Genomic DNA, 19,313 nt, shown 5'->3' on the forward strand with positions numbered 1-19,313 from the left:
CTGGGAGGTGAGGCGTGCGCGACTCGGGGGCGGCCTGGATGGTCAAGATTCAAGATCGTAATGGTCGGGGGCGTGCACCCATGGTCACCTGCGGTGATGCTGAGTGAGGGCAGGTTTCAGGGCAAATTCTGACGGACCGCAGATTGGGCTTCCCTGACTCCTCGATTGAAGCAAGGTAAGTCTTCTCTTCCGTCCACCTCGTGCGTAGACTCCCGGCACCCGCGTTGCCGTGCGGGCGTCTAAAGCGCCACCCGCGTGGGTACGCGGTAAAGATCGTCCATAGACGGTCGAGTCGCAATGCCCCTGTCGAGGAGGACGGATGTCTGGGCTTTCCCTGTCAAGCCCGGCCGGCGCAGACGTGGATCTCGGCGGCGGCGACCTCTCACTGGTTGTCGTCGTCGCCGTGATCGCGCTGCTGGCACTGGTCGTCGCCGGTGGTCTGGTACGCGAGGTACTGGCCGCGGGTCAGGGCACCGAGAAGATGCAGAACATCGCGCGAGCCGTGCAAGAAGGCGCCGGCGCGTACCTGAAACGCCAGTTCCGTACGGTCGCGGTCTTCGTGATCCTGATCCCGCTCGTCCTGCTCCTGCTCCCCGCCGACTCCACCGGTGAACGGATCGGGCGCTCGGTCTTCTTCGTCATCGGGGCGCTGTTCTCGGCCGTCACCGGGTTCGTCGGCATGTGGCTGGCGGTGCGCGGCAACGTCCGGGTCGCGGCGGCGGCCCGCGAGGAGGGCGGCGAGAAGCGGGCGATGCGGATCGCCTTCCGCACCGGCGGCGTCGCCGGGATGTTCACCGTGGGCCTGGGGCTGTTCGGCGCCGCGGTGGTCGTGCTGGCCTACCAGGGCGACGCGCCGAAGGTCCTGGAGGGCTTCGGGTTCGGCGCGGCGCTGCTGGCGATGTTCATGCGAGTCGGGGGCGGGATCTTCACCAAGGCGGCGGACGTGGGCGCCGACCTGGTGGGCAAGGTCGAACAGGGCATCCCCGAGGACGATCCGCGCAACGCCGCGACCATCGCCGACAACGTGGGCGACAACGTGGGCGACTGCGCCGGGATGGCGGCCGACCTGTTCGAGTCGTACGCGGTGATGCTGGTCGCGGCGCTGATCCTGGGCACCGCGGCGTTCGGCACCGAGGGTCTGGTGTTCCCGCTGATCGTGCCGATGATCGGTGTGATCACCGCGGTGATCGGGATCTTCGCGGTGGCGCCCCGCGACCGCGACCGTTCCGGGATGTCGGCGATCAACCGCGGCTTCTTCATCTCCGCGATCATCTCGGCGGTGCTGGTCGGGGTGGCGGCCTTCGCCTACCTGCCGTCCTCGTTCGCCGAGCTGACCGGCGTCTCGGACCGGGCGATCCAGGGACTGGACGCCGATCCGCGGGTGGTGGCGTTCGGCGCGGTACTGATCGGCATCGTGCTGGCCAGCGCGATCCAGCTGCTGACCGGCTACTTCACCGAGACCAACCGCAAGCCCGTGCAGGAGGTCACCGGCAGCGCCCGCACCGGGCCGGCCACGGTGATCCTGTCGGGCATCTCGCTGGGCCTGGAGTCGGCGGTCTACACGGCGCTGGTGATCGGTGGCGCGGTGTACGGGGCGTTCCTGCTCGGGTTCGGCAACACCACCGTCGCGCTGTTCGCGGTGGCGATGGCCGGCACCGGTCTCCTCACCACGGTCGGTGTGATCGTGTCGATGGACACCTTCGGCCCGGTCTCCGACAACGCCCAGGGCATCGCCGAGATGTCGGGCGACGTGCAGGGCGAGGGCGCCGCGGTGCTGGAGCGGCTGGACGCGGTCGGCAACACCACCAAGGCGATCACCAAGGGCATCGCGATCGCGACCGCGGTGCTGGCGGCGACGGCGCTGTTCGGGTCGTTCCGGACGACGGTGGTGTCCGCGCTCTCGGACGCCTCGGACGAGGCCCGTGAGGCGCTCGGCACGTTCGCGTCCTTCAGCCTGTCGATCGACCAGCCGAACGTGCTGATCGGGTTGATCGTGGGCGCCGCGGTGGTGTTCATGTTCTCCGGGCTGGCGATCATGGCGGTGGGCCGGGCGGCCGGCCGGGTGGTCGTCGAGGTGCGCGAGCAGTTCCGCACCAAGCCGGGGATCATGGACTTCTCCGAGAAGCCCGACTACGACCGGGTGGTCGACATCTGCACCCGGGACGCGCAGCGGGAGCTGGCCACGCCCGGCCTGCTGGCGATCCTGACCCCGATCGCGGTCGGGTTCGCGCTGGGGTACGCGCCGCTGGGCGCCTTCCTCGGCGGGGCGATCGCGGCCGGTGTGCTGATGGCGGTGTTCCTGGCCAACTCCGGCGGCGCCTGGGACAACGCCAAGAAGCTGGTCGAGGAGGGCAACCTCGGCGGCAAGGGCAGTGAGGCGCACGAGGCGACGGTCATCGGCGACACCGTGGGCGACCCGTTCAAGGACACCGCCGGTCCCGCGATCAACCCGTTGATCAAGGTGATGAACCTGGTCGCGCTGCTGATCGCGGACGCGGTGGTGACGTACGCGGGGAACGTCCCGCTGCGGATCGGGGTCACCGTGGCGGCGGTCGCCGTGGTCGTCGGCGCGATCGTGATCTCCAAGCGGCAGGCGGACCCGATCGGCGCGGGCGACGCCAAGCCCGCGGGCGGTGGCACGGGCGACGCGGTCCCTGCCGCGCGGACCGCGGTCCCGGACGAGTCGGTGGCCTCCGGCGACGCCGCGGAGGCGGTCGAGGCCGGGAACGGAACGGGTGCGAAGGGCGACGCGGCCGGTGAGGCGACCCCTGATCCGGGTCAGACCTCCTCGGCCAACAAGGCCTGATCCGAACCACCTCGGGGAAGGGGCCGGCGTCATGCCGGCCCCTTTCTCCTTGCCTGGGCGGGGGTGTGTCCGGGGTGGACGGGGGGCGCACATAGGCTGGCAGTGGACGACGATACGAAGGAGACGCGGCTGTGAACGATGGCGGGAAGTCCACCATTGCCGGGCCGAAGGGCTTTGCCATCATCCTGGGCGGGATGCTCGGGGTCATGCTGGTCCTGTGGGGGATCGCCGCCCTCGTCGCTCCCTGAGCGGGACTCCGGAGTAAAGCTTTCGCATTGCCTGGCGGCGGGTGCATGCGCGTCCTGTAAGGAAGACCGGCGGCTTCCCTGAGGAGGACTAGGGTGACGGCATGCCGTCGCTCATCGTTCTCCGCCATGCCAAGGCCGCCGCTGGGCCGGGGCTCGCCGACATAGACCGTCCTCTCAACGACCGTGGACGGCGGGACTCCACGGCCGCGGGCGAGTGGCTGCGGAACGAGGGGCTGACCCCCGACCTGGTGCTGTGCTCGACCGCCGTCCGGACCAGGCAGACCCTGGAACGGCTGGCGCTGGCGACCAACCAGGTGAGGTTCGAGTCCCAGATCTACGACAACGACGCCGACACGCTGCTGGCCCTGGCCCGGGAGGCGGGGGACGAGGCCGGACGGGTCCTCCTCGTCGGGCACAACCCGTCGGTGCATCAGCTCGTGCACGATCTGACCGGCGAGGCGCCCGAGTCCTTCCCCACGTGCGCGCTGGCCGTGATCGACGTTCCGGGGGCGTGGAGCGAGATTCGCCCGGGGGTGGGTGACCTGACCTCCTACCGCACTCCCAAGGGCGGCGCCTAGCGCGTCAGGAGACGGGGCGGGGTTCCTTGGAGTCGGCCTGCTCCGCGGCGGCCGAAGCGAGCTGTGCCTGTGGGGCCAGGGCCGCGCAAGTGTTCTCGATGAGGGTTTCGACGTCGGCCCGGAGCGAGCGTGCGGTGTAGCGGGTGCCTGAGGATTGCAGGAGGGCGTGTCGCAACGGGGTGAACTCGTCGGTGCTCACACCGGCCTTGATTTCCTCGCGGCGGCGCCTGGCCAGGGCCGACAGGTGGGTGTCCAGGTCGGAGAACTCCTCGTCCAGCCGTTCGTTAGGGGACGGGGCGTCGGGAGAGCCCTCGTCCAAGGCGGGTTCGGGCTCGTCCAAGGAGTCGGCCACCTCTTCCAGATGGTCGGCCAGGCGGTCCAGGATCTCTGGGAGCGGGCCTGCGTCGACCTCGTGTTCACGGGTCATGCGGCCGATCGCTATGAGGTTGTCGCGGACGCGGTGGGCGGCGTCGACCGCGTTGCCGAGCCGGTCGATCAGGTCTTCGTCGGGCAGGCGCTCGTGGACGAGCCGGCTCCGGGTGTCGGCCAGGGTCTCCGCGGCCCGTTCCGCGGCGACGAGCTGATCGTGCGGGAGCCGTTCCAGGTTGCCCTCGACGACGGCGGCGGCCGAACGGGCCAGGTCCGCGTGCACGCTCAGGAGGCGGTCCGCCTGGACCGGCAGCCGCTCGGCGTGCCCGGTCGGCCACAGCAGCCGGACCGCGAGGAAGGCCAGCAGCCCGCCCGCGATGGTGAGGCCGATCCGCTCGCCCGCGTCCACCCAGGTGGACGGCACGGAGAAGCCCAGCAGCATCATCGCCACGACCGTGTTGAACAGCTCCCAGTAGACGAAGTTCACCGCCCGCAGCGTGAAGCTGACCAGCGCGAACGCGAAGATGATCAGGGCGGTGGCGGTCTGGTCGGGGGCCAGGGCGAGCAGCAGCGCGGCGATGGCGGAGCCGACCGCGGTGCCGCCGACCCGCTGGACGACCCGGTCGACGGTCTGGCCGTAGGTGCCGCGCAGGCTGAACATGGCGGTGATCGTCATCCACTGGCCGTGCGGCAGGTCCAGCGCGGTGGCGAGGAACATGGCCAGGAACGCGATGAAGGTGACCCGTCCGACCTCGCGGAACCCGGGTGAGCGGGTCCGCACGGCCCGGCCCAGCCGCCCCCACGTGCTGACCGGGCCCGGGACCTCGGCGAGCAGCCGGGGCGGGCCGAAGCCGATCCGGACCCCGCCGGCCGCGAGCCGCCGGGCGGCGTTGACGCCGCCGGCGATCCGTTCGACCGACCGGCGGATCTGCACGATCAGCGCGACCGCGACCAGGTCCTCGTCGCCGGCCAGCCCGGCCCGCCGGATGCTCTCGGTCTGCCGGCCGAACCGGCGGATCGCGGCGGACTCCACGGTGCCCAGGGGCGCCTTCCCGGTCGCCTCGATGGCGCCGGCGACCAGCCGGACCCGGGCGGCCAGCGCCGCGATCGCGACCCGGGCCTCCTGCTCCCACTCGCGGTCGGGCGGGCGGCGCCGCGCGGCCTCGACCAGGGCCCGCAGCGCCACCGTCTCCTGCATGATCCGGGCGAGCGCGTCGATGAGCCGCTCCGGCCGGGTGGGCTCCTCGCGGCCGCGTCCGGAACGGTAGAAGCCGTAGGTGGCGCGGGCGGCGGTGAGGGCCTGGGACGCGGCGCGACGGCGTTCGTCCCAGTCGGGCTTGCGGGCGACGGAGGCGAGGCCGGGATCGGTGAGCTCGACGGCCTCCAGGGGGCCGGGGTCGGGGCCGCCGACGTCCTCGGCCACGGCGTCCAGGGCGGCGGCGACGGCGTCGGCGGCCTCGCTCAGCGTGGTCCGGAGCGGCCGCAGCCGGCGGGCCGGCCACGGGGCCAGCAGCAGCGCGGTGGTGAGCAGCCCGCCGAGCAGTTCCAGGAAGCCGCCGTACAGGACGTCGCCGGTGGGCGGGCGGATGGCGGTGAGCAGCACGGCGAGCCCCGCGGTGGGACCGATCCAGGGGACGGCGCTGCCGAGCGCGACGACCGGCGGGACGACGATGACCGCGAGCCAGGCGTGCGCGGCCAGGTTGCCGCCGATGGTCGCGCCGACGGCGATGACCAGTACGGCGCTGGCGAGGTTGCGGGCGCGGGCGCCGTACGGGCCCTCGGGGGTGCGCAGCGCCACGAGGTAGGCGCCGAGGGCGATGAGCCCGCCCTGGGCGGCGTGGCCGGTGAGCGTGCCGACCAGGAGCGGCAGGGAGATCGCGAGGGAGGCGGCGAGCCCGTAGAAGGGCGCCGTCTGCCCCTCGACCCTGGCGTACGCCTCGCGGGCGCGCTCCAGGGCCGCCCTTCGGTCGCCGCGCAAGAAGTGGCGCACGTCTCCCTCGCCGGTCCGTGTCGGGTCCGCTCATGTCGGTTTCGTGGCGTTCTGGACGATCAGCATGTACCCGCACGGGGCACCGGCGATAGTCCGGACGGCACGGCGGACGGCTCTTTCCGGCTGTCCGGAATCAGCCGTAGCGGACGCGCGTCAGCGAGCCCGCGGGCGACGGGCGTGGTGCCGGCAGGGAAAGGTCAGCGCGCGGTGTGGACGGCGTCGGCGGCGTCGGCGGCCTCGATCTCGTCACGGGAGATCCCCAGCAGGAAGAGGATCGTGTCGAGATAGGGCACGTTCACCGCCGTGTCGGCGGCCTTCCGGACCACCGGCTTGGCGTTGTACGCCACGCCCAGCCCGGCCGCCTGGAGCATGTCCAGGTCGTTGGCGCCGTCGCCGATCGCCACCGTCTGGCTGATCGGGATCCCGGCCTCGCGGGCGAACCGCTCCAGCGCGGCGGCCTTCCCGGCACGGTCGATCACCGGCCCGGTGACCCGCCCGGTGAGCTTCCCGTTCTCGATCTCCAGCGTGTTGGCGGCGGAGTAGTCGATCCCGAGGTCCTCCACCAGACCGTCGGTGACCTGGGTGAACCCGCCGCTGACGATGGCGAACTTGTAGTCGAGCCGTTTGAGGGTGCGCACCATCGTGCGGGCCCCGGCGGCCAGCTCCACCTGGTCGCGGACCGCGTCGATCGCGGCGGCGTCCAGGCCGGCCAGCAGCGCGACCCGCTCCCGCAGCGAGCCCTCGAAGTCGAGCTCGCCGCGCATCGCGGCCTCGGTGACCTTCGCCACCTCGTCCAGGCACCCGGCGTGCCCGGCCAGCAGCTCGATCACCTCGCCCTGGATGAGCGTGGAGTCGACGTCCATGACGATCAGCCGCTTGGCCCGCCGGTGCAGCCCGCCCTGCTGGACGGCCACGTCGACCTGCCGCTCGGCGGCCTCCACCGCCAGCGCGGCCCGCAGCGCCTCCGGATCGGCGCCCGAGACGTCCATCTCGATGCAGGTCACGGGGTAGTGGGCGAGCCGTTCGATGCGGTCGATGTTGGCTCCGCCGGCGGCGATCCGGCCCGAGATCCCGGCCATCGCGTCCGGCCGGAGCGGCGCCCCGAGCACGGTGACGTGCAGCCGGCCGCGGCGGCTGGGCATGCTCTTGTCGCGGCCGGTCGACATCTCGATCTCCATGTCGAGATCGGTGGCGACCCGTTCCGCGGACGTCCAGACCCGGCCGATGTCGGTGCCCTCGGGGTAGGTGACCAGGACGCCGAGGACGAGCCGGCCGCGGATGACGACCTGCTCCACGTCCGCCACCGTGAGCGGGAACTCGGAGAGCATGGTGAACAGCCGCGAGGTCACCCCGGGGCGGTCGCGGCCGGTGAGCGTTATGAGCAGCGTGCGCTGTGCTGACCCGTTCATGCTTTTCACCACGCTACCGGGCCGAGCCAAAGCACCGCGCATCGTGTCCACAATGCGGGACGGCGCGGCCCGCGGCAGCGGTGACGCTCCTGTATACGGGGGGTGGCCTGCGAGTATGCGTGCGGCGAGCGTCAGGGAACCAAAAGGTTAAGGTCACCGAATTCGTGCCAGAGGTAGCGTTCGGTCAGGGCGGCGTCGTAGGTGGCCTTGACGAGGTCATGGCCCGCTATGGCGGTGAGCATCATCAGGTGGGACGACCTGGGCTCGTGCAGGCCCGTGAGGAGACCGTCCACCGCGCGCACTCCTCCCCCTGCTTTTCGGTCGTCCGGTGTGACGACGTGTTCGGTCCAGCCCTTGGAGGCTCGGACGCGGCCGTTGGCGTCCACGGCGGTTTCCAGGGCTCGCACCACGGTGGTGCCCACCGCTATGACGCGTCCCCTGGGTTCCTGGGCGTGGACGTGTTCGACAAGGGCCGCGGTGGCTTGGGGCACTTCGTAGCGTTCGGCGTACGGGGGCTCGTGGGCTTCTGGAGAGGCCACCCCCGTGTGCAGGGTGAGCGGTGCGATGAGCACTCCCCTTGAGACCAGGCGTGTGACGAGGTCCGTGGTGAAGGGGCGGGCGGCGCTGGGCATTTCCGCGCTTCCCGTCTCACCGTCCTGGTCGTGGGCGAACACGGTCTGGTAGGCGGCGGTGGGCCAGGAGCGGCGCACGTACCCGTACCGGATGGGCACGCCGTAGCGGCGCAGGTACGGGACGACGCTGGTGCCGAGGCGCGCCACCCAGAGCCTTTCGGTATGGCGTCGCAGGAGAGTGAGGGTGGCGTTCCCCGGCATGGGGATCCATTCGTGGGGCGAGCCGCCGAGATAGGGGATGCTGCCCTTTCCCGTACGGCGTCGTAGCTCCACCAGCCACACTTCGCCTCCGCCAGGGGAGATCCCTTCGTCCCCTTCTGGGAAGGGGGTGGAGAAGTGGACGGCGATCTTGTCCAGGTGGACGGCCGCGGGCAGCGTCGCCGAGGTGTTGACCACCAGGAGATCTCCGGGACGCAGGAGGTCGGGCAGTTCGCGGAACCTGTGGTGGCTCACCGCCCCGCTGCCGCGCCGTCCCACCAGGAGCCGGACGTCGTCGCGCGTACGCCGGCGCAGGCGCCCCTCAGGAGCCTCTGGCGGGGGTAGAAGCCTCAGGTCATCCCCAGGGCGGGCGGGACGCTCCTCGGGTGGCTCCTGGGCTTCCAGGGCCTTGGGGAGGGTGAAATCAAGCGAGGGAGCCGTGTTCATGACGAGCCTCCACTGAGCGGAATGCGGGTTCCGGCCCCGGTTCTGGCCTTGGCCTCCAGGCGGAGGGCCGCGACGATGCCCACGGCGGCGATCGCGGCGAAGAGGGACCCGGCGACGCCGAGGCCCAGGGCGAGCCGGTCGGTGCCGAACGCCGTGACGAGCGCGCCCGCGACGCCGACCACCAGGGACGAGCCGAGCGTGTCGGCGATCTGGAGGGCGGAGGAGTTGGAGCCCTGCTCCTCCTCTGGCGACAGCTCCAGCAGCAACACGCTGAGGCTGCCGATGGCGAAGCCCATGCCGGCACCGCCGACGATCCAGGTCAGTGCGGCCGCCCAGCCCGTCACCTGGAGCACGAGCGTGGACGTCGCGATGCCCGTGGTGACCAGCGCCGCTCCGAGCCGTACGTAGAACGCCCCGGACCGCTTCGACCGGCCCTGGATCTGCGAGGCCGCGGACCAGCCCAGCGCGCCCACGGTCAGGACCAGCCCGGCCTGCGTGGGTGTGAAGCCGTGCAGCGAGGTAAGCGCGAGCGGGATGAACACGTCCGTCCCGAAGAAGGAGCCCGACAGCAGCGCCCTGACGAGCACCACGCTGGGCAGGCCGCGCCGCATCCGAAGGGTCCCGGCGGGAAACAGCGGGGGCAGCCCGATCGCCAGCCCGGCCAGGCCCGCGGCGATGAGCGGGAGGACCGCCCAGCCGGGATGGTCGAGGCCGTACAGGAACACGGCCGCGCCCAGGGCGGCGGCGATCGCGGCCAGGTATTGCCTCCTCCGGCGGGAGCCGGCCTTCGCGCCGTTGGAGTGGACGGTGCGGCGGAGGCCCCGCATCGCCGGGACCAGCATGAGCGTCGGCGGGACCACCAGGGGGATCAGCCCCAGGAACACCCACCGCCAGCCGAGCCGCTCGGCCGCCGCGCCGCCGATCGCGGGGCCGATCAGCGCGGGCAGCACCCAGGCGGCCGACAGCGCCGCGAACACCCGGGGGCGGAGCCGGTCGGGGTACACGCGGGCGATCAGGACGTACGTGGCGACCATCGCGATCCCGGTGCCCAGGCCCTGCACGGCCCGCCCGGCCACGAAGATCCACATGTCGGGGGCGGCGCCGGCGATCACGAGCCCGGCCACGAAGGCCGCCAGCCCGGTCAGCATGGGTGTGGACGGCCCGGACCGGTCCACCCAGCCGCCCGCCAGCACGTTGGCCGGGACGCCCGCGATCAGCGTGGCGCTGAACCCCCACGCGTACAGGGCCAGGCCGTCCAGCTCGCGGGCGATCACCGGCATGACGGTGGCGACCGCCATCGCCTCGAAGGCCATCAGCGTGACGACCAGGACGATGCCGAGCGTGGCGGCCCGGTGGCGGCGGCCGAGCAGACCCTCCGCCCGCCCCGGATCGGAGGCGTCCTGAACGGGGTCGGCGGCGGGCGCCGACGGGCCGGTGACCGTGGTCATCGCTCACCCGCCAGGTCGGCGGCCTGGTGGCGGCCGCTCGGGAGCCGGTCCGTGACCAGCCGGTACAGCGCCGCCGCGGCCTCCTCGGGCGGGGGCGCGGCATCGGCGTCCTCACCCGCCTCGCGCAGCATCCGGGTGCGCATCTCGCCCGGGTCGGTCCACCAGACCGCCAGGCCGGGCTCCTCGGCCGCCAGGACGCGGGAGAGCTGCTCCAGCGCGGCCTTGGTCGCCCCGTAGCCGCCCCACGTCTCGTAGCCCTCGACGGCGGCGTCGGAGGTGATGTTGAGGACGGCGCCGCCGCGTTCCCGCAGAGCGGGCAGGAGCGCCTGGACGAGCGCGAGCGGCGCCACCGTGTTGACCGCGAACGCCCGTTCCAGGTCGGCGAGGGGCTGGGCGGCGAGCCGGGGCAGCGGGGTGGTGCCCAGGACGCTCGCGTTGTTGACGAGCAGGTCGACGCCGTGCCCGATCTCCAGGGCGGTGCGGGCGAGCGCCGCGCGGTGCGCGGGATCGGCGACGTCCCCGGCGAGCGCAGCGATCACCGCCGTCCCGGAGGCCGCGGAGCTCGCGGCCGTCTCGCGGAGTTCCTCGGCCGCGTCCTCGAGCGCGGGGGCGCCGCGGGCGTCGATCACCAGGTTCCATCCGTCGCGGGCGAGTTCGCGGGCGAGGGCCAGGCCGAGGCCGCGCGACGCGCCGGTGACGACCGCGGTACGGGGGCGGGTGCGGGTATCGGGGGCTGCGTGGCCGGGATCGATGTCCGTCATGGTCTCGACGCTAGGAATCCCGGGGGCCGGCGACATCGGGCGCGCGGGTCCGGGACCGCTCGAACCATGGTCCTAGGACCTCCGGAACCCCCGCCCAATAAACCCGACATAAATGACGTAACCCGGCAGGGTGATACGGGTCGGGCGGCACCGAGACCCCGGGAGGGCGCGGTTCGCTCCCACCTACGACGCCGGGCTGATTCGGCGGCCCCCGTACGGGGAGTACGTTTTTCTCAGAGGGGCGACACGCCCGTCACCCAGGAACCACGGAAGCACGGAAACACGGAAGCACCGAACAACGGAGCCGCGACGCGTACCGGGCACGGACCGGTGACACGCGCCGCCGGACGGAACGGCGGGATGGACGAGCGGATGGACCGGAACGGATCCCCGGGGGGCGCCGACGCCGCGCTGCACGCGGTCAGCTCCGCCGTGCTCGCCGTGACCCGGCACCTGTCCGTCCACGAGGTCCTCCAGGTGATCGTGCGCGCGGCCGCGCAGCTCCTGGACGTGCGCTACGCGGCCCTGGGCGTGCCCGACGAGGAGGGCTCGTTCGCCGAGTTCGTGGTCGAGGGCATCACCGACGAGGAGTGGGAGGCCATCGGCCCGCTCCCCCGCCAGCACGGCATGCTCGCCGCGATGCTGCGCGACAACGCCCCCAAGCGGCTGGACGACATCCGCCGCGAGCCGGAGTTCGAGGGCTGGCCCGTGGCGCACCCGGTGCTCAAGGACTTCCTCGGGGTGCCCATCCGCGACGGCGAGGACGTCCTGGGCATCCTCTTCCTGGCCAACAAGAACCGCCGGGAGGGCCGCCCGCGCGGGTTCTCCGCCGAGGACGAGGAGCTCCTCACCCTCTTCGCCGCGCACGCCGCCATCGCCATGACCAACGCCCGGCTGTACGAGCACAACCGGGAGCTGACCGTGGTGGCCGAGCGCAACCGGCTGGCCCGCGAGCTGCACGACGCGGTCGCGCAGAAGCTGTTCTCGCTGCGGCTGACGGCGCGCGCCGCCGCGGCGCTGGCCGAGCGCGACCCCGGCCGCACGGTGCGGGAGCTGGAGCAGGTCGAGCGGCTGGCCGCCGAGGCCCTCGCCGAGCTGCGCGCGGTGATCTTCGAGCTGCGGCCGGCGGACCTGGCCGACGGCCTGGTCGCCTCGCTCCGCAAGCACGTGGAGGTCCTGGACCGCGCGTACGAGACCGAGGTGCGCTTCACCGCCGACTGCGCGGTCACGCTCGCCGAGGACCAGGAGGCGGTGCTGTTCCGGATCGCGCAGGAGGCGCTGCACAACGCGTTGCGGCACTCCTCGGCCCGCACGGTCGAGGTCCGGCTGCGGGTCCGCGACGGCGGCGTCCACGGTGACGGGGTCCGCGGTGACGGGGCCTGCGGTGATGAGGCCCGCGGCGACGCGCCCGGGCGTACCGCCGTGCTGGAGGTGGCCGATGACGGCACCGGCTTCGACCCCGCCGGACTGGCCGCGAACGCCGTCCCGAACGGCACCGCGCCCGCCTCAGGCACCGCGAACGGCGTCCCGGACGGTCCCGCGCGCGGGACCGCACGGGGTTTGAGCTCCGCGAACGGCGCCGCGGGCGGGCAGCCGCCCGGCGGCCAGGGGGAGGCGCAGGGCGGCGGCGGAGGGCTCGGGCTCGCCTCGATGCGCGACCGCGCGGAGTCGGTCGGCGCGGTGCTGTCCCTCGACGCCGCGCCCGGCGTCGGCACGGTGGTGCGGCTGGAGGTGCCACTGTGAGGCATGCTAAGGCCGTTCCCGGCAATGCCGCGGGGGAGGGGGACGTGATCAAGGTGCTGATCGCCGACGACCATCCGGTCGTCCGGCAGGGCCTGCGGACGTTCCTGGGCATACAGGACGACATCGAGGTGGTCGGCGAGGCGGCCGACGGCCTGGCCGCCGTGTCGCTGGCCGAATCGCTCAGGCCCGATATCGTGCTGATGGACCTCAAGATGCCGGGCGCCGACGGCTTGGCCGCGCTGACGGAGCTGCGGGCTCGCGGGGTGGCGGCGCGCGTCCTGGTCCTCACCAGCGTGACGGAACGTGGACACGTCCTGCCCGCCGTTCAGGCGGGCGCGGCGGGGTATCTCTACAAGGATGTCGACCCGCAGGCGCTCGTCCAGGCGATCAGGGCCGTCCATGATGGGCATGTCCTCTTCGCCCCGGACGCCGCCGAGGCGATGGTGCGGGCGGATCCGGCCGCCGACGACCGCGGCCCGGCCGCGCTGACCGAACGGGAGAGGGAGGTGCTCGTGCAGATCGCGCGGGGCAGGTCCAACAGGGAGATCGCCCGCGCCCTTGTCGTCTCCGAGAAGACCGTCAAGACCCACGTCAGTAATCTGCTCATGAAACTGGGAGTGCAGGACCGTACGCAGGCGGCGCTGTTCGCCGTCCGCCATGGACTGGCCGGCGAGTGATACAACTCCTCTGACAGGATCGTCATCGAAATCGGTATGAACGTAGCAATCAGGTACGCAGCAGGCAGTGACATCGGGTGCAACCGCGAGAACAACGAGGACTCGGGTTATGCCGGTGCGCGGTTGATCGCGGTCGCCGACGGCATGGGCGGGTACGCGGGCGGCGAGGTCGCCAGCTCCACCGTCATCGGTTCGCTGCGCTCGCTGGACGCCGACGCCCCCTACGACGATCTGGAGGAGACCCTCGGACGGGCGGTCGCCGAGGCCAACGAGAAGCTGCGGATCGTCCGCGAGGAGCGGCCCGACCTGAGCCGGATGGGCACCACGCTCACCGCGATGCTCTGGACCGGCACGGCGGTCGCGCTCGCCCACATCGGCGACTCCCGCGGCTACCTCCTCCGCGACGGTGAGCTCTTCCAGATCACCCAGGACCACACCATGGACGAGCTGCTCAAGCAGGAGGCCGAGCAGGCGGGCGGCGGCCCCGCCCCCGACCCGGCCGAGGCGTCGCGGCTGTCGCACGTCCTCTACCGGGTGCTGGACGGCCGCGAGGACCGCGAGCCCGACCTGCGGCTCCGCGAGGGCCGTCCGGGCGACCGGTACCTGCTCTGCTCGGACGGGCTGAGCGGCGTGGTGGACGCGCAGACGATCTACGAGGTGCTGGTGGCCGAGGCCGATCCGCAGCGCGCCGTGGAGCGGCTGATCGGGCTGGCCCGCGACGGCGGCGGCCCCGACAACATCACCGGTGTGATCGCCGACGTGGTCGAGGCCGAGCAGCTCACCGAGTCCGGTCCTCCCCTCGTCGTCGGCGCGGCGGCCCAGACCCACACCTGATCGCGAGCCCGGCCCGTACCGCACCGCACCGGACCGCGTACGCCGCCGGGCCACCGCACGGCCGCACCGCGCCGCGACGCACCGCACGAGCCGCGACGCGCCGCACCGCACCGCACGAGCCGCGACACACGAGCCGCGACACACGGAGCCCGACTCGAACCGTGCCCGGGTCGGTCTCGTGCCCGGCCCCTCCACGTGCCGGGACGCACCCCGTTCACCGCCCGTTCGCGGCCGGACGGCGCACGCGCGCGACGGGTGATCAGTGTCATAGCGGCGGCGTCCCCACCCCACCGAACGTCCGCGGCCACGGCTTCCTCCTGAAACACACGCACCCCTCCCCGCGCACCGGCCCCAACACTCCCCGCGCCCTTGCGCCCGCGCCGTTCGCGGCCCGGCGCCCGCCCCTCGCCGGCGGCCCCGGCGGACGGCGGCACGGCGAACCGGGCCCCTCGCGCACCTCTCCACCGGTCCTCCGGCGGCCCCGCGCACGGCCGCCCTCCCCGGGCTGATGCCCATAAAGACAGCCCCACCTGGTGGTGGTTTGTCCTACCCTTGCCCTTGAGGTGGAGTTGATCGCGCTCTAGGTCACGGTCCGATCGCAGATGGTCGTCGGGGCTTGACCCACCTTGGGGTGCACCCGATATACGGGTCACCCGGATTAAGTCATCGAGGCGGAGGATCCGTTGGGGGGAGTGCCCGGGGCGTCGGCCACCGGTGCGCCACGCGGTGCGCTGGGCGGCCCGGTCGCCCGGACCCTCACTGCTGCGCGGCACGGCCCTGCGGGCGTGGTGCTGCGCGTCGCTGCGATGGCCACGGCGGCCATCGGCGCGGCATGGATCCATCGTGTCAACGACCCCGGCGTGCTCTGCCCCCTCAGGGCGTTCACCGGGATCCCCTGCCCCCTGTGCGGGGGCACCACCGTGTTCGTCGAACTCGGCTCGGGCCGTCCCGCCCAGGCCGTGCTCGCGAACCCGGTGGCCTTCTCCGGGGCGGTCGCGCTCGCGATCGCGCCGCTGGGGGTGGGGGACCGGTGGTGGGCACTCCGGCCGAACACCCGCGCGTGGGTGCTCGGCGCCGCCCTCTTGGGGTCGGAGCTGTGGCAGCTTGTCCGGCTCGGTCTCCTGCGGGTTTGAAGCCGCGAGTTCCGTCGGTCAAACTTGCGGAGCCCTCCGGGTCCGGCGGGCGTCACATAACCACAGGGTCAATCAATAAGGAGCAGGTGTGGGTAACCCCTACGACCCGTACGGCCAGCAGCCGGGCTACGGTCAGCAGCCCCCGGCGCAGCCGGGCTACGGTCAGCAGCCCCCGGCGCAGCCGGGCTACGGTCAGCAGCCCGGGTACGGTCAGCAGCCCCCGGCGCAGCCCGGTTACGGTCAGCAGCCCGGGTACGGTCAGCAGCCCGGCTACGGTCAGCAGCCGCCGGCGCAGCCGGGCTACGGTCAGCAGCCTCAGGCCCAGCCGGGCTACGGCCAGGAAGTCCACCACCACCACTACGGGGCGACCGGCCAGCTCGCCGAGTGGGGCTCGCGCGTCGGCGCCTACCTCATCGACTACGTGATCATCGCCGGGCCGATGTTCGTGCTCTACATACTGTTCTTCCTGCTCGCCGGCTCGGGTGAGGGCGCCGCGGCGATGATCGGCCTGCTGCTGCTCTCGATCGGCGGGCTGGCGGCCTTCGCGGCCAGCATCTGGATGATCTACCAGGAGGGCACGACCGGGCAGACGATCGGCAAGCGGCAGATGGGCATCCGCGTGGTCGGTGCCCAGACCGGCCAGCCGATCGGTTTCGGCATGGCGTTCCTGCGCAGGATCTGCCACATCGTCGACACGATCGTCTGTGGCCTGCCCATCGGCTACCTCTGGCCGCTGTGGGACGAGCGTAAGCAGACCTGGCACGACAAGATCGTCAGCACGCTCGTCGTCCGCGCCTGACACGCCGCCGACCGGGGCGATCCGTCCCGAAGGCGCAGGTACGGCGTCCGCACGTGAGCGACGGGGCGTCCTCGCATCCGAGGCCGGCGGGACCACAGGGTCCCCGGGCCGCGGGTACGGGGGCGCCCCGTTCCGCGTGTTCGCCCGGAAATATCCGGAGTCTCATGGAAACGCCGTGGTCACCGGCTCGGGCAAAGGATTCGGGACCGCTCCAACCCGGATCGGCGCGGTGCGGAACGCCGGGTTCAGGGCACGGGATCGAACGCGCTGTTGCACGCGGCCACCCGGGCCCGCCGTACGGCGCGGTCGAGCATCCGCAGCGCCTCACTACGCCGCCGCATCTGGTCGGCGGTGAGCCCGTGCGCGTCCAGCCGGCGGGCCAGGTCGACCACCAGCGCCAGCCGTCCGGCCAGCGCGGCGACCCGGTGGGCGCGCTGAGGGTAGCCGGGCGCGAGCGGATGGTCGCCGCGGTCGGGATCGCGCAGGTCGGCCAGCGCGTCGGCGATCTCCGGCGGGACGCCGGTCACGTCGTCCACGGTCAGCAGCACCTCGGTCGCGTCCCGCATGGCCAGCGTCAACTGCCGGTCGGCGTCGGGCAGCGCGGGCACGTCCGGTGTGCCGGGCGCGCCGTCCCAGGACCGCCAGCGCACCCCGACGTAGGACGAGCCGCGGCGGTCCTCGCCGGGCACCAGCCCGATGGTGCGGTCGGGCAGCACGGCGATGACCGCTGCCTCGGCGTCGATCGCGGCCCGGTTGAAGTCGGGCGGGCCGGTCAGGCCGAGCGGGTCGCCGGGCGCGGGCAGCGCCAGCCGCAGCCCGGCCAGCCCGCAGACCCGCAGGTCGCCCAGGGCGCGGCGGAGCGGCACCTCGCCCGGCGGCGCGCCGGCGGCCCCGGCGGGCACCGCGGTGAGACCGCTCACGATCTGGGGCCCCGCGACCTTCTCGACCGCGTCCACGCCCTCGTCAAGACCGACGTGTCCGGTCAGCCACGCGTTGCCCCACGCGACCAGAGCGGTCGCCGCGTCGCCCGCGTCGTTGACCGGCCCGTCCTGTCGAGTCCCAGCGCACATGCAGACCACCATAAGTGCTCGCAATCGCATAGGTTCTCTCCTGAGGACGGATGCCCTGGCAGGCGAGATTGGGGACAAAGGCGCGCGATGACCGGTGAGGTGCTGCACCTTCGCAGGGTTGGGGTCAGGCGCGGCGGCGCCGACCTGCTGCGCGAGGTCACATGGACGGTGAACGAGAACGAGCGTTGGGTGATCGTCGGCCCGAACGGCGCGGGCAAGACGACGCTGCTGCAGATCGCCGGCGCGCTGCTGCATCCGACGTCGGGGTCGGTCGCGATCCTCGGTGAGGAGCTGGGCCGTACGGACGTGTTCGAGCTGCGCCCGCGCATCGGCATCGCCAGCGCCGCCGTGGCCGAGAAGGTCCCCGCGGGCGAGACCGTCATCGACCTGGTGCTGACGGCGTCGTACGCGATCCTCGGCCGCTGGCAGGAGGAGTACGACTCGCTCGACCTCGGCCGCGCCGTCGAGCTGCTGGAGGCGCTGGGCTGCGCGCATCTGATCCGGCGGCGGTTCGACACGCTGTCGGAGGGGGAGCGCAAGCGCGTCCAGATCGCCCGCGCCCTGATGCCCGACCCCGAGCTGCTGCTGCTGGACGAGCCCGCCGCCGGGCTCGACCTCGGCGGCCGGGAGGACCTGGTCGCCCGGCTCGCGCGCCTGGCCGACGACCCGGCCGCGCCCACGATGGTGATGGTCACGCACCACGTGGAGGAGGTCCCCGACGGGTTCACCCACGCGCTGCTGCTGCGCGGCGGGCAGGCCATCGCGCAGGGAAAGGTCGACGAGGTGTTCACGGCGGAGCGGCTGAGCGAGTGCTTCGGGCTGCGCCTCGGCGTCGAGCGCCAGGACGGCCGCTGGTACGCGCGCGCCGTCCGCTGACGACTCTTCAGTGCCTGCGAGGGCGTTTCGGCGGCGGTGTCCTCCTGAGAGCCGTCTCGAGTGGGACGTGGTTCTCTGTCCGGTCCGACCCGGTGTCGGGGGGTGGGCCGGGGTTCCCTACCATCGTTGTCCGTTGAGAAGTCACAGGCTTGGATGGTCGGTTCTTGGACGTGCTTGACGCGGCCGCGATCTTCGCGGCCGGGATCGCGGCGGGCGGTATCAACACCGTCGTCGGGTCCGGCTCCCTGATCACGTTCCCGACGATGGTGGCGCTCGGCTTCCCGCCGGTCGTCGCCAACGTCTCCAACAACATCGGGCTGGTGCCCGGTTCGGTCACCGGCGCCTACGGCTACCGCGAGGAACTGAAGGGGCAGCGACCGAGGCTGCTGCGGCTGGGCAGCGCCTCGCTGGTGGGCGCGCTGGTCGGGGCGGTGCTGCTGCTGGGGCTGCCGGCCGGGGCGTTCGACGTGATCGTGCCCGTGCTGATCGCGATCGCGCTGGTGCTGGTGGTCGTCCAGCCGAGGCTGCAGCGGTGGCTGCTGGCGCGCCGGGAGAAGCAGCACCCGCACGGCGGGCCGTGGCTGTGGGTGGGCGTGCTGCTGGCCGGGGTGTACGGCGGCTACTTCGGGGCGGCGCAGGGCATCGTGCTGATCGCCCTGCTGGGCATCGCGCTGGACGACGAGTTGCAGCGGGTGAACGCGGCCAAGAACGTGCTGTCGGCCATCGTGAACGGGTCCGCGGCGGTGGTGTTCATCGCGCTGTGGCTGCTCTCCGACACCGAGATCAGCTGGCTCGCGGTGCTGCTGGTGGCGGTGGGGGCGACCATCGGGGGGCTGGTCGGGGCCCGGGTCGGGCGGCGGATCCCGCCCATGGCGCTGCGCGCGTTCATCGTCGTGGTGGGCCTCGCCGCCCTTTACACATTGCTGTTCTGACCAGCGATTTCGGGGGTTCACTGCCGCTTTGGGTGGGTATAACTCGAATATACGTTCGAGGACCCGGAGGGGTGTGCGGATGAAGGGCGACAGGGTCGAGATCGTCATCGACGCCGGGGGCGAGGGCCCCCGCACCTACGAGGTCGGCGCCACCCGGGCGGGGCGCCGGGTCGAGATCACCAATCGCCGCGGCGTGGTGGAGGTGAGCGAGGTCACCCGTACCGGGTCGCCCGTCCGCACCGCCCGGTTCATGGCCAGTCGGGTGCTGGCGCTGGTGGAGCACCCGATCTCCGACGCGCACGTCTCCGGCGACGACCCGGGCGCCCGGCACGGCGGGGGCTCGGAGGTCGAGCCCGACTGAGC

Annotated in this window: 16 protein-coding genes; 10 read left to right on the forward strand and 6 right to left on the reverse strand. The window is 72.6% G+C overall.

The features are described 5' to 3' along the window. Positions 1–319 precede the first annotated feature (319 nt). Both ACFPZN_RS26500 and ACFPZN_RS26505 read left to right on the forward strand, forming a co-directional pair. A complete protein-coding gene (locus tag ACFPZN_RS26500) occupies positions 320–2,806 on the forward strand; it encodes a sodium-translocating pyrophosphatase (protein WP_378284897.1) in 2,487 nt (828 codons plus the stop codon). Between the two features lie 349 nt (positions 2,807–3,155). Beyond that, positions 3,156–3,632: a SixA phosphatase family protein gene (locus ACFPZN_RS26505; RefSeq protein WP_378284898.1), complete on the forward strand. Its 477-nt coding sequence runs from the start codon at positions 3,156–3,158 to the stop codon at positions 3,630–3,632. Between the two features lie 4 nt (positions 3,633–3,636). On the opposite strand, the gene ACFPZN_RS26510 is transcribed toward ACFPZN_RS26505, so the two are convergent. From ACFPZN_RS26510 to ACFPZN_RS26530, 5 genes are all read right to left on the reverse strand, one after another. Further along, positions 3,637–5,991: an FUSC family protein gene (locus tag ACFPZN_RS26510; RefSeq protein ID WP_378284899.1), complete on the reverse strand. Its 2,355-nt coding sequence runs from the start codon at positions 5,989–5,991 to the stop codon at positions 3,637–3,639. A 197-nt stretch (positions 5,992–6,188) separates the two neighbouring features. Continuing rightward, on the reverse strand, positions 6,189–7,400 hold the full coding sequence (gene serB / locus ACFPZN_RS26515; RefSeq protein WP_378284900.1) for a phosphoserine phosphatase SerB: 1,212 nt from the start codon (positions 7,398–7,400) through the stop codon (positions 6,189–6,191). A 131-nt stretch (positions 7,401–7,531) separates the two neighbouring features. Next, the gene (locus ACFPZN_RS26520; RefSeq protein WP_378284901.1) at positions 7,532–8,677 is read right to left on the reverse strand and encodes an S-adenosylmethionine:tRNA ribosyltransferase-isomerase; all 1,146 of its coding nucleotides are present in this window, start codon (positions 8,675–8,677) and stop codon (positions 7,532–7,534) included. After that, positions 8,674–10,125, reverse strand: a complete 1,452-nt coding sequence (locus ACFPZN_RS26525) for an MFS transporter (protein ID WP_378284902.1) — start codon at positions 10,123–10,125, stop codon at positions 8,674–8,676. The genes ACFPZN_RS26520 and ACFPZN_RS26525 overlap by 4 nt, the downstream gene beginning before the upstream one ends. Continuing rightward, on the reverse strand, positions 10,122–10,886 hold the full coding sequence (locus tag ACFPZN_RS26530) for an SDR family NAD(P)-dependent oxidoreductase (RefSeq protein WP_378284903.1): 765 nt from the start codon (positions 10,884–10,886) through the stop codon (positions 10,122–10,124). The genes ACFPZN_RS26525 and ACFPZN_RS26530 overlap by 4 nt, the downstream gene beginning before the upstream one ends. A gap of 360 nt (positions 10,887–11,246) precedes the next feature. Between ACFPZN_RS26530 and ACFPZN_RS26535 the strand changes: the two genes are divergently transcribed. The 5 genes from ACFPZN_RS26535 (at position 11,247) to ACFPZN_RS26555 (ending at position 16,072) form a co-directional block, all read left to right on the forward strand. Next, positions 11,247–12,629, forward strand: a complete 1,383-nt coding sequence (locus tag ACFPZN_RS26535) for a GAF domain-containing sensor histidine kinase (protein ID WP_378284904.1) — start codon at positions 11,247–11,249, stop codon at positions 12,627–12,629. A 44-nt stretch (positions 12,630–12,673) separates the two neighbouring features. Continuing rightward, the gene (locus ACFPZN_RS26540; protein WP_378284905.1) at positions 12,674–13,306 is read left to right on the forward strand and encodes a response regulator; all 633 of its coding nucleotides are present in this window, start codon (positions 12,674–12,676) and stop codon (positions 13,304–13,306) included. A 36-nt stretch (positions 13,307–13,342) separates the two neighbouring features. Next, complete coding sequence (locus ACFPZN_RS26545; protein ID WP_378284906.1) at positions 13,343–14,140, forward strand: PP2C family protein-serine/threonine phosphatase; 798 nt, start codon at positions 13,343–13,345, stop codon at positions 14,138–14,140. 692 nt (positions 14,141–14,832) lie between these two features. After that, complete coding sequence (locus tag ACFPZN_RS26550) at positions 14,833–15,273, forward strand: DUF2752 domain-containing protein (RefSeq protein WP_378284907.1); 441 nt, start codon at positions 14,833–14,835, stop codon at positions 15,271–15,273. Between the two features lie 88 nt (positions 15,274–15,361). Then, a complete protein-coding gene (locus tag ACFPZN_RS26555; RefSeq protein ID WP_378284908.1) occupies positions 15,362–16,072 on the forward strand; it encodes an RDD family protein in 711 nt (236 codons plus the stop codon). Between the two features lie 245 nt (positions 16,073–16,317). On the opposite strand, the gene ACFPZN_RS26560 is transcribed toward ACFPZN_RS26555, so the two are convergent. Beyond that, on the reverse strand, positions 16,318–17,142 hold the full coding sequence (locus tag ACFPZN_RS26560) for a hypothetical protein (protein WP_378284909.1): 825 nt from the start codon (positions 17,140–17,142) through the stop codon (positions 16,318–16,320). 87 nt (positions 17,143–17,229) lie between these two features. Between ACFPZN_RS26560 and ACFPZN_RS26565 the strand changes: the two genes are divergently transcribed. The 3 genes from ACFPZN_RS26565 (at position 17,230) to ACFPZN_RS26575 (ending at position 19,311) form a co-directional block, all read left to right on the forward strand. Continuing rightward, positions 17,230–18,018: an ABC transporter ATP-binding protein gene (locus tag ACFPZN_RS26565; protein WP_378284910.1), complete on the forward strand. Its 789-nt coding sequence runs from the start codon at positions 17,230–17,232 to the stop codon at positions 18,016–18,018. 164 nt (positions 18,019–18,182) lie between these two features. Then, positions 18,183–18,950, forward strand: a complete 768-nt coding sequence (locus tag ACFPZN_RS26570; protein ID WP_378284911.1) for a sulfite exporter TauE/SafE family protein — start codon at positions 18,183–18,185, stop codon at positions 18,948–18,950. Between the two features lie 79 nt (positions 18,951–19,029). Further along, positions 19,030–19,311 (forward strand): hypothetical protein, encoded by a 282-nt coding sequence (locus tag ACFPZN_RS26575; RefSeq protein WP_378284912.1) that lies wholly within the window; start codon positions 19,030–19,032, stop codon positions 19,309–19,311. Positions 19,312–19,313: the final 2 nt, after the last annotated feature.

The sequence above is a fragment of the Actinomadura rugatobispora genome (genome assembly GCF_042656285.1).
Lineage (GTDB): Bacteria > Actinomycetota > Actinomycetes > Streptosporangiales > Streptosporangiaceae > Spirillospora > Spirillospora rugatobispora.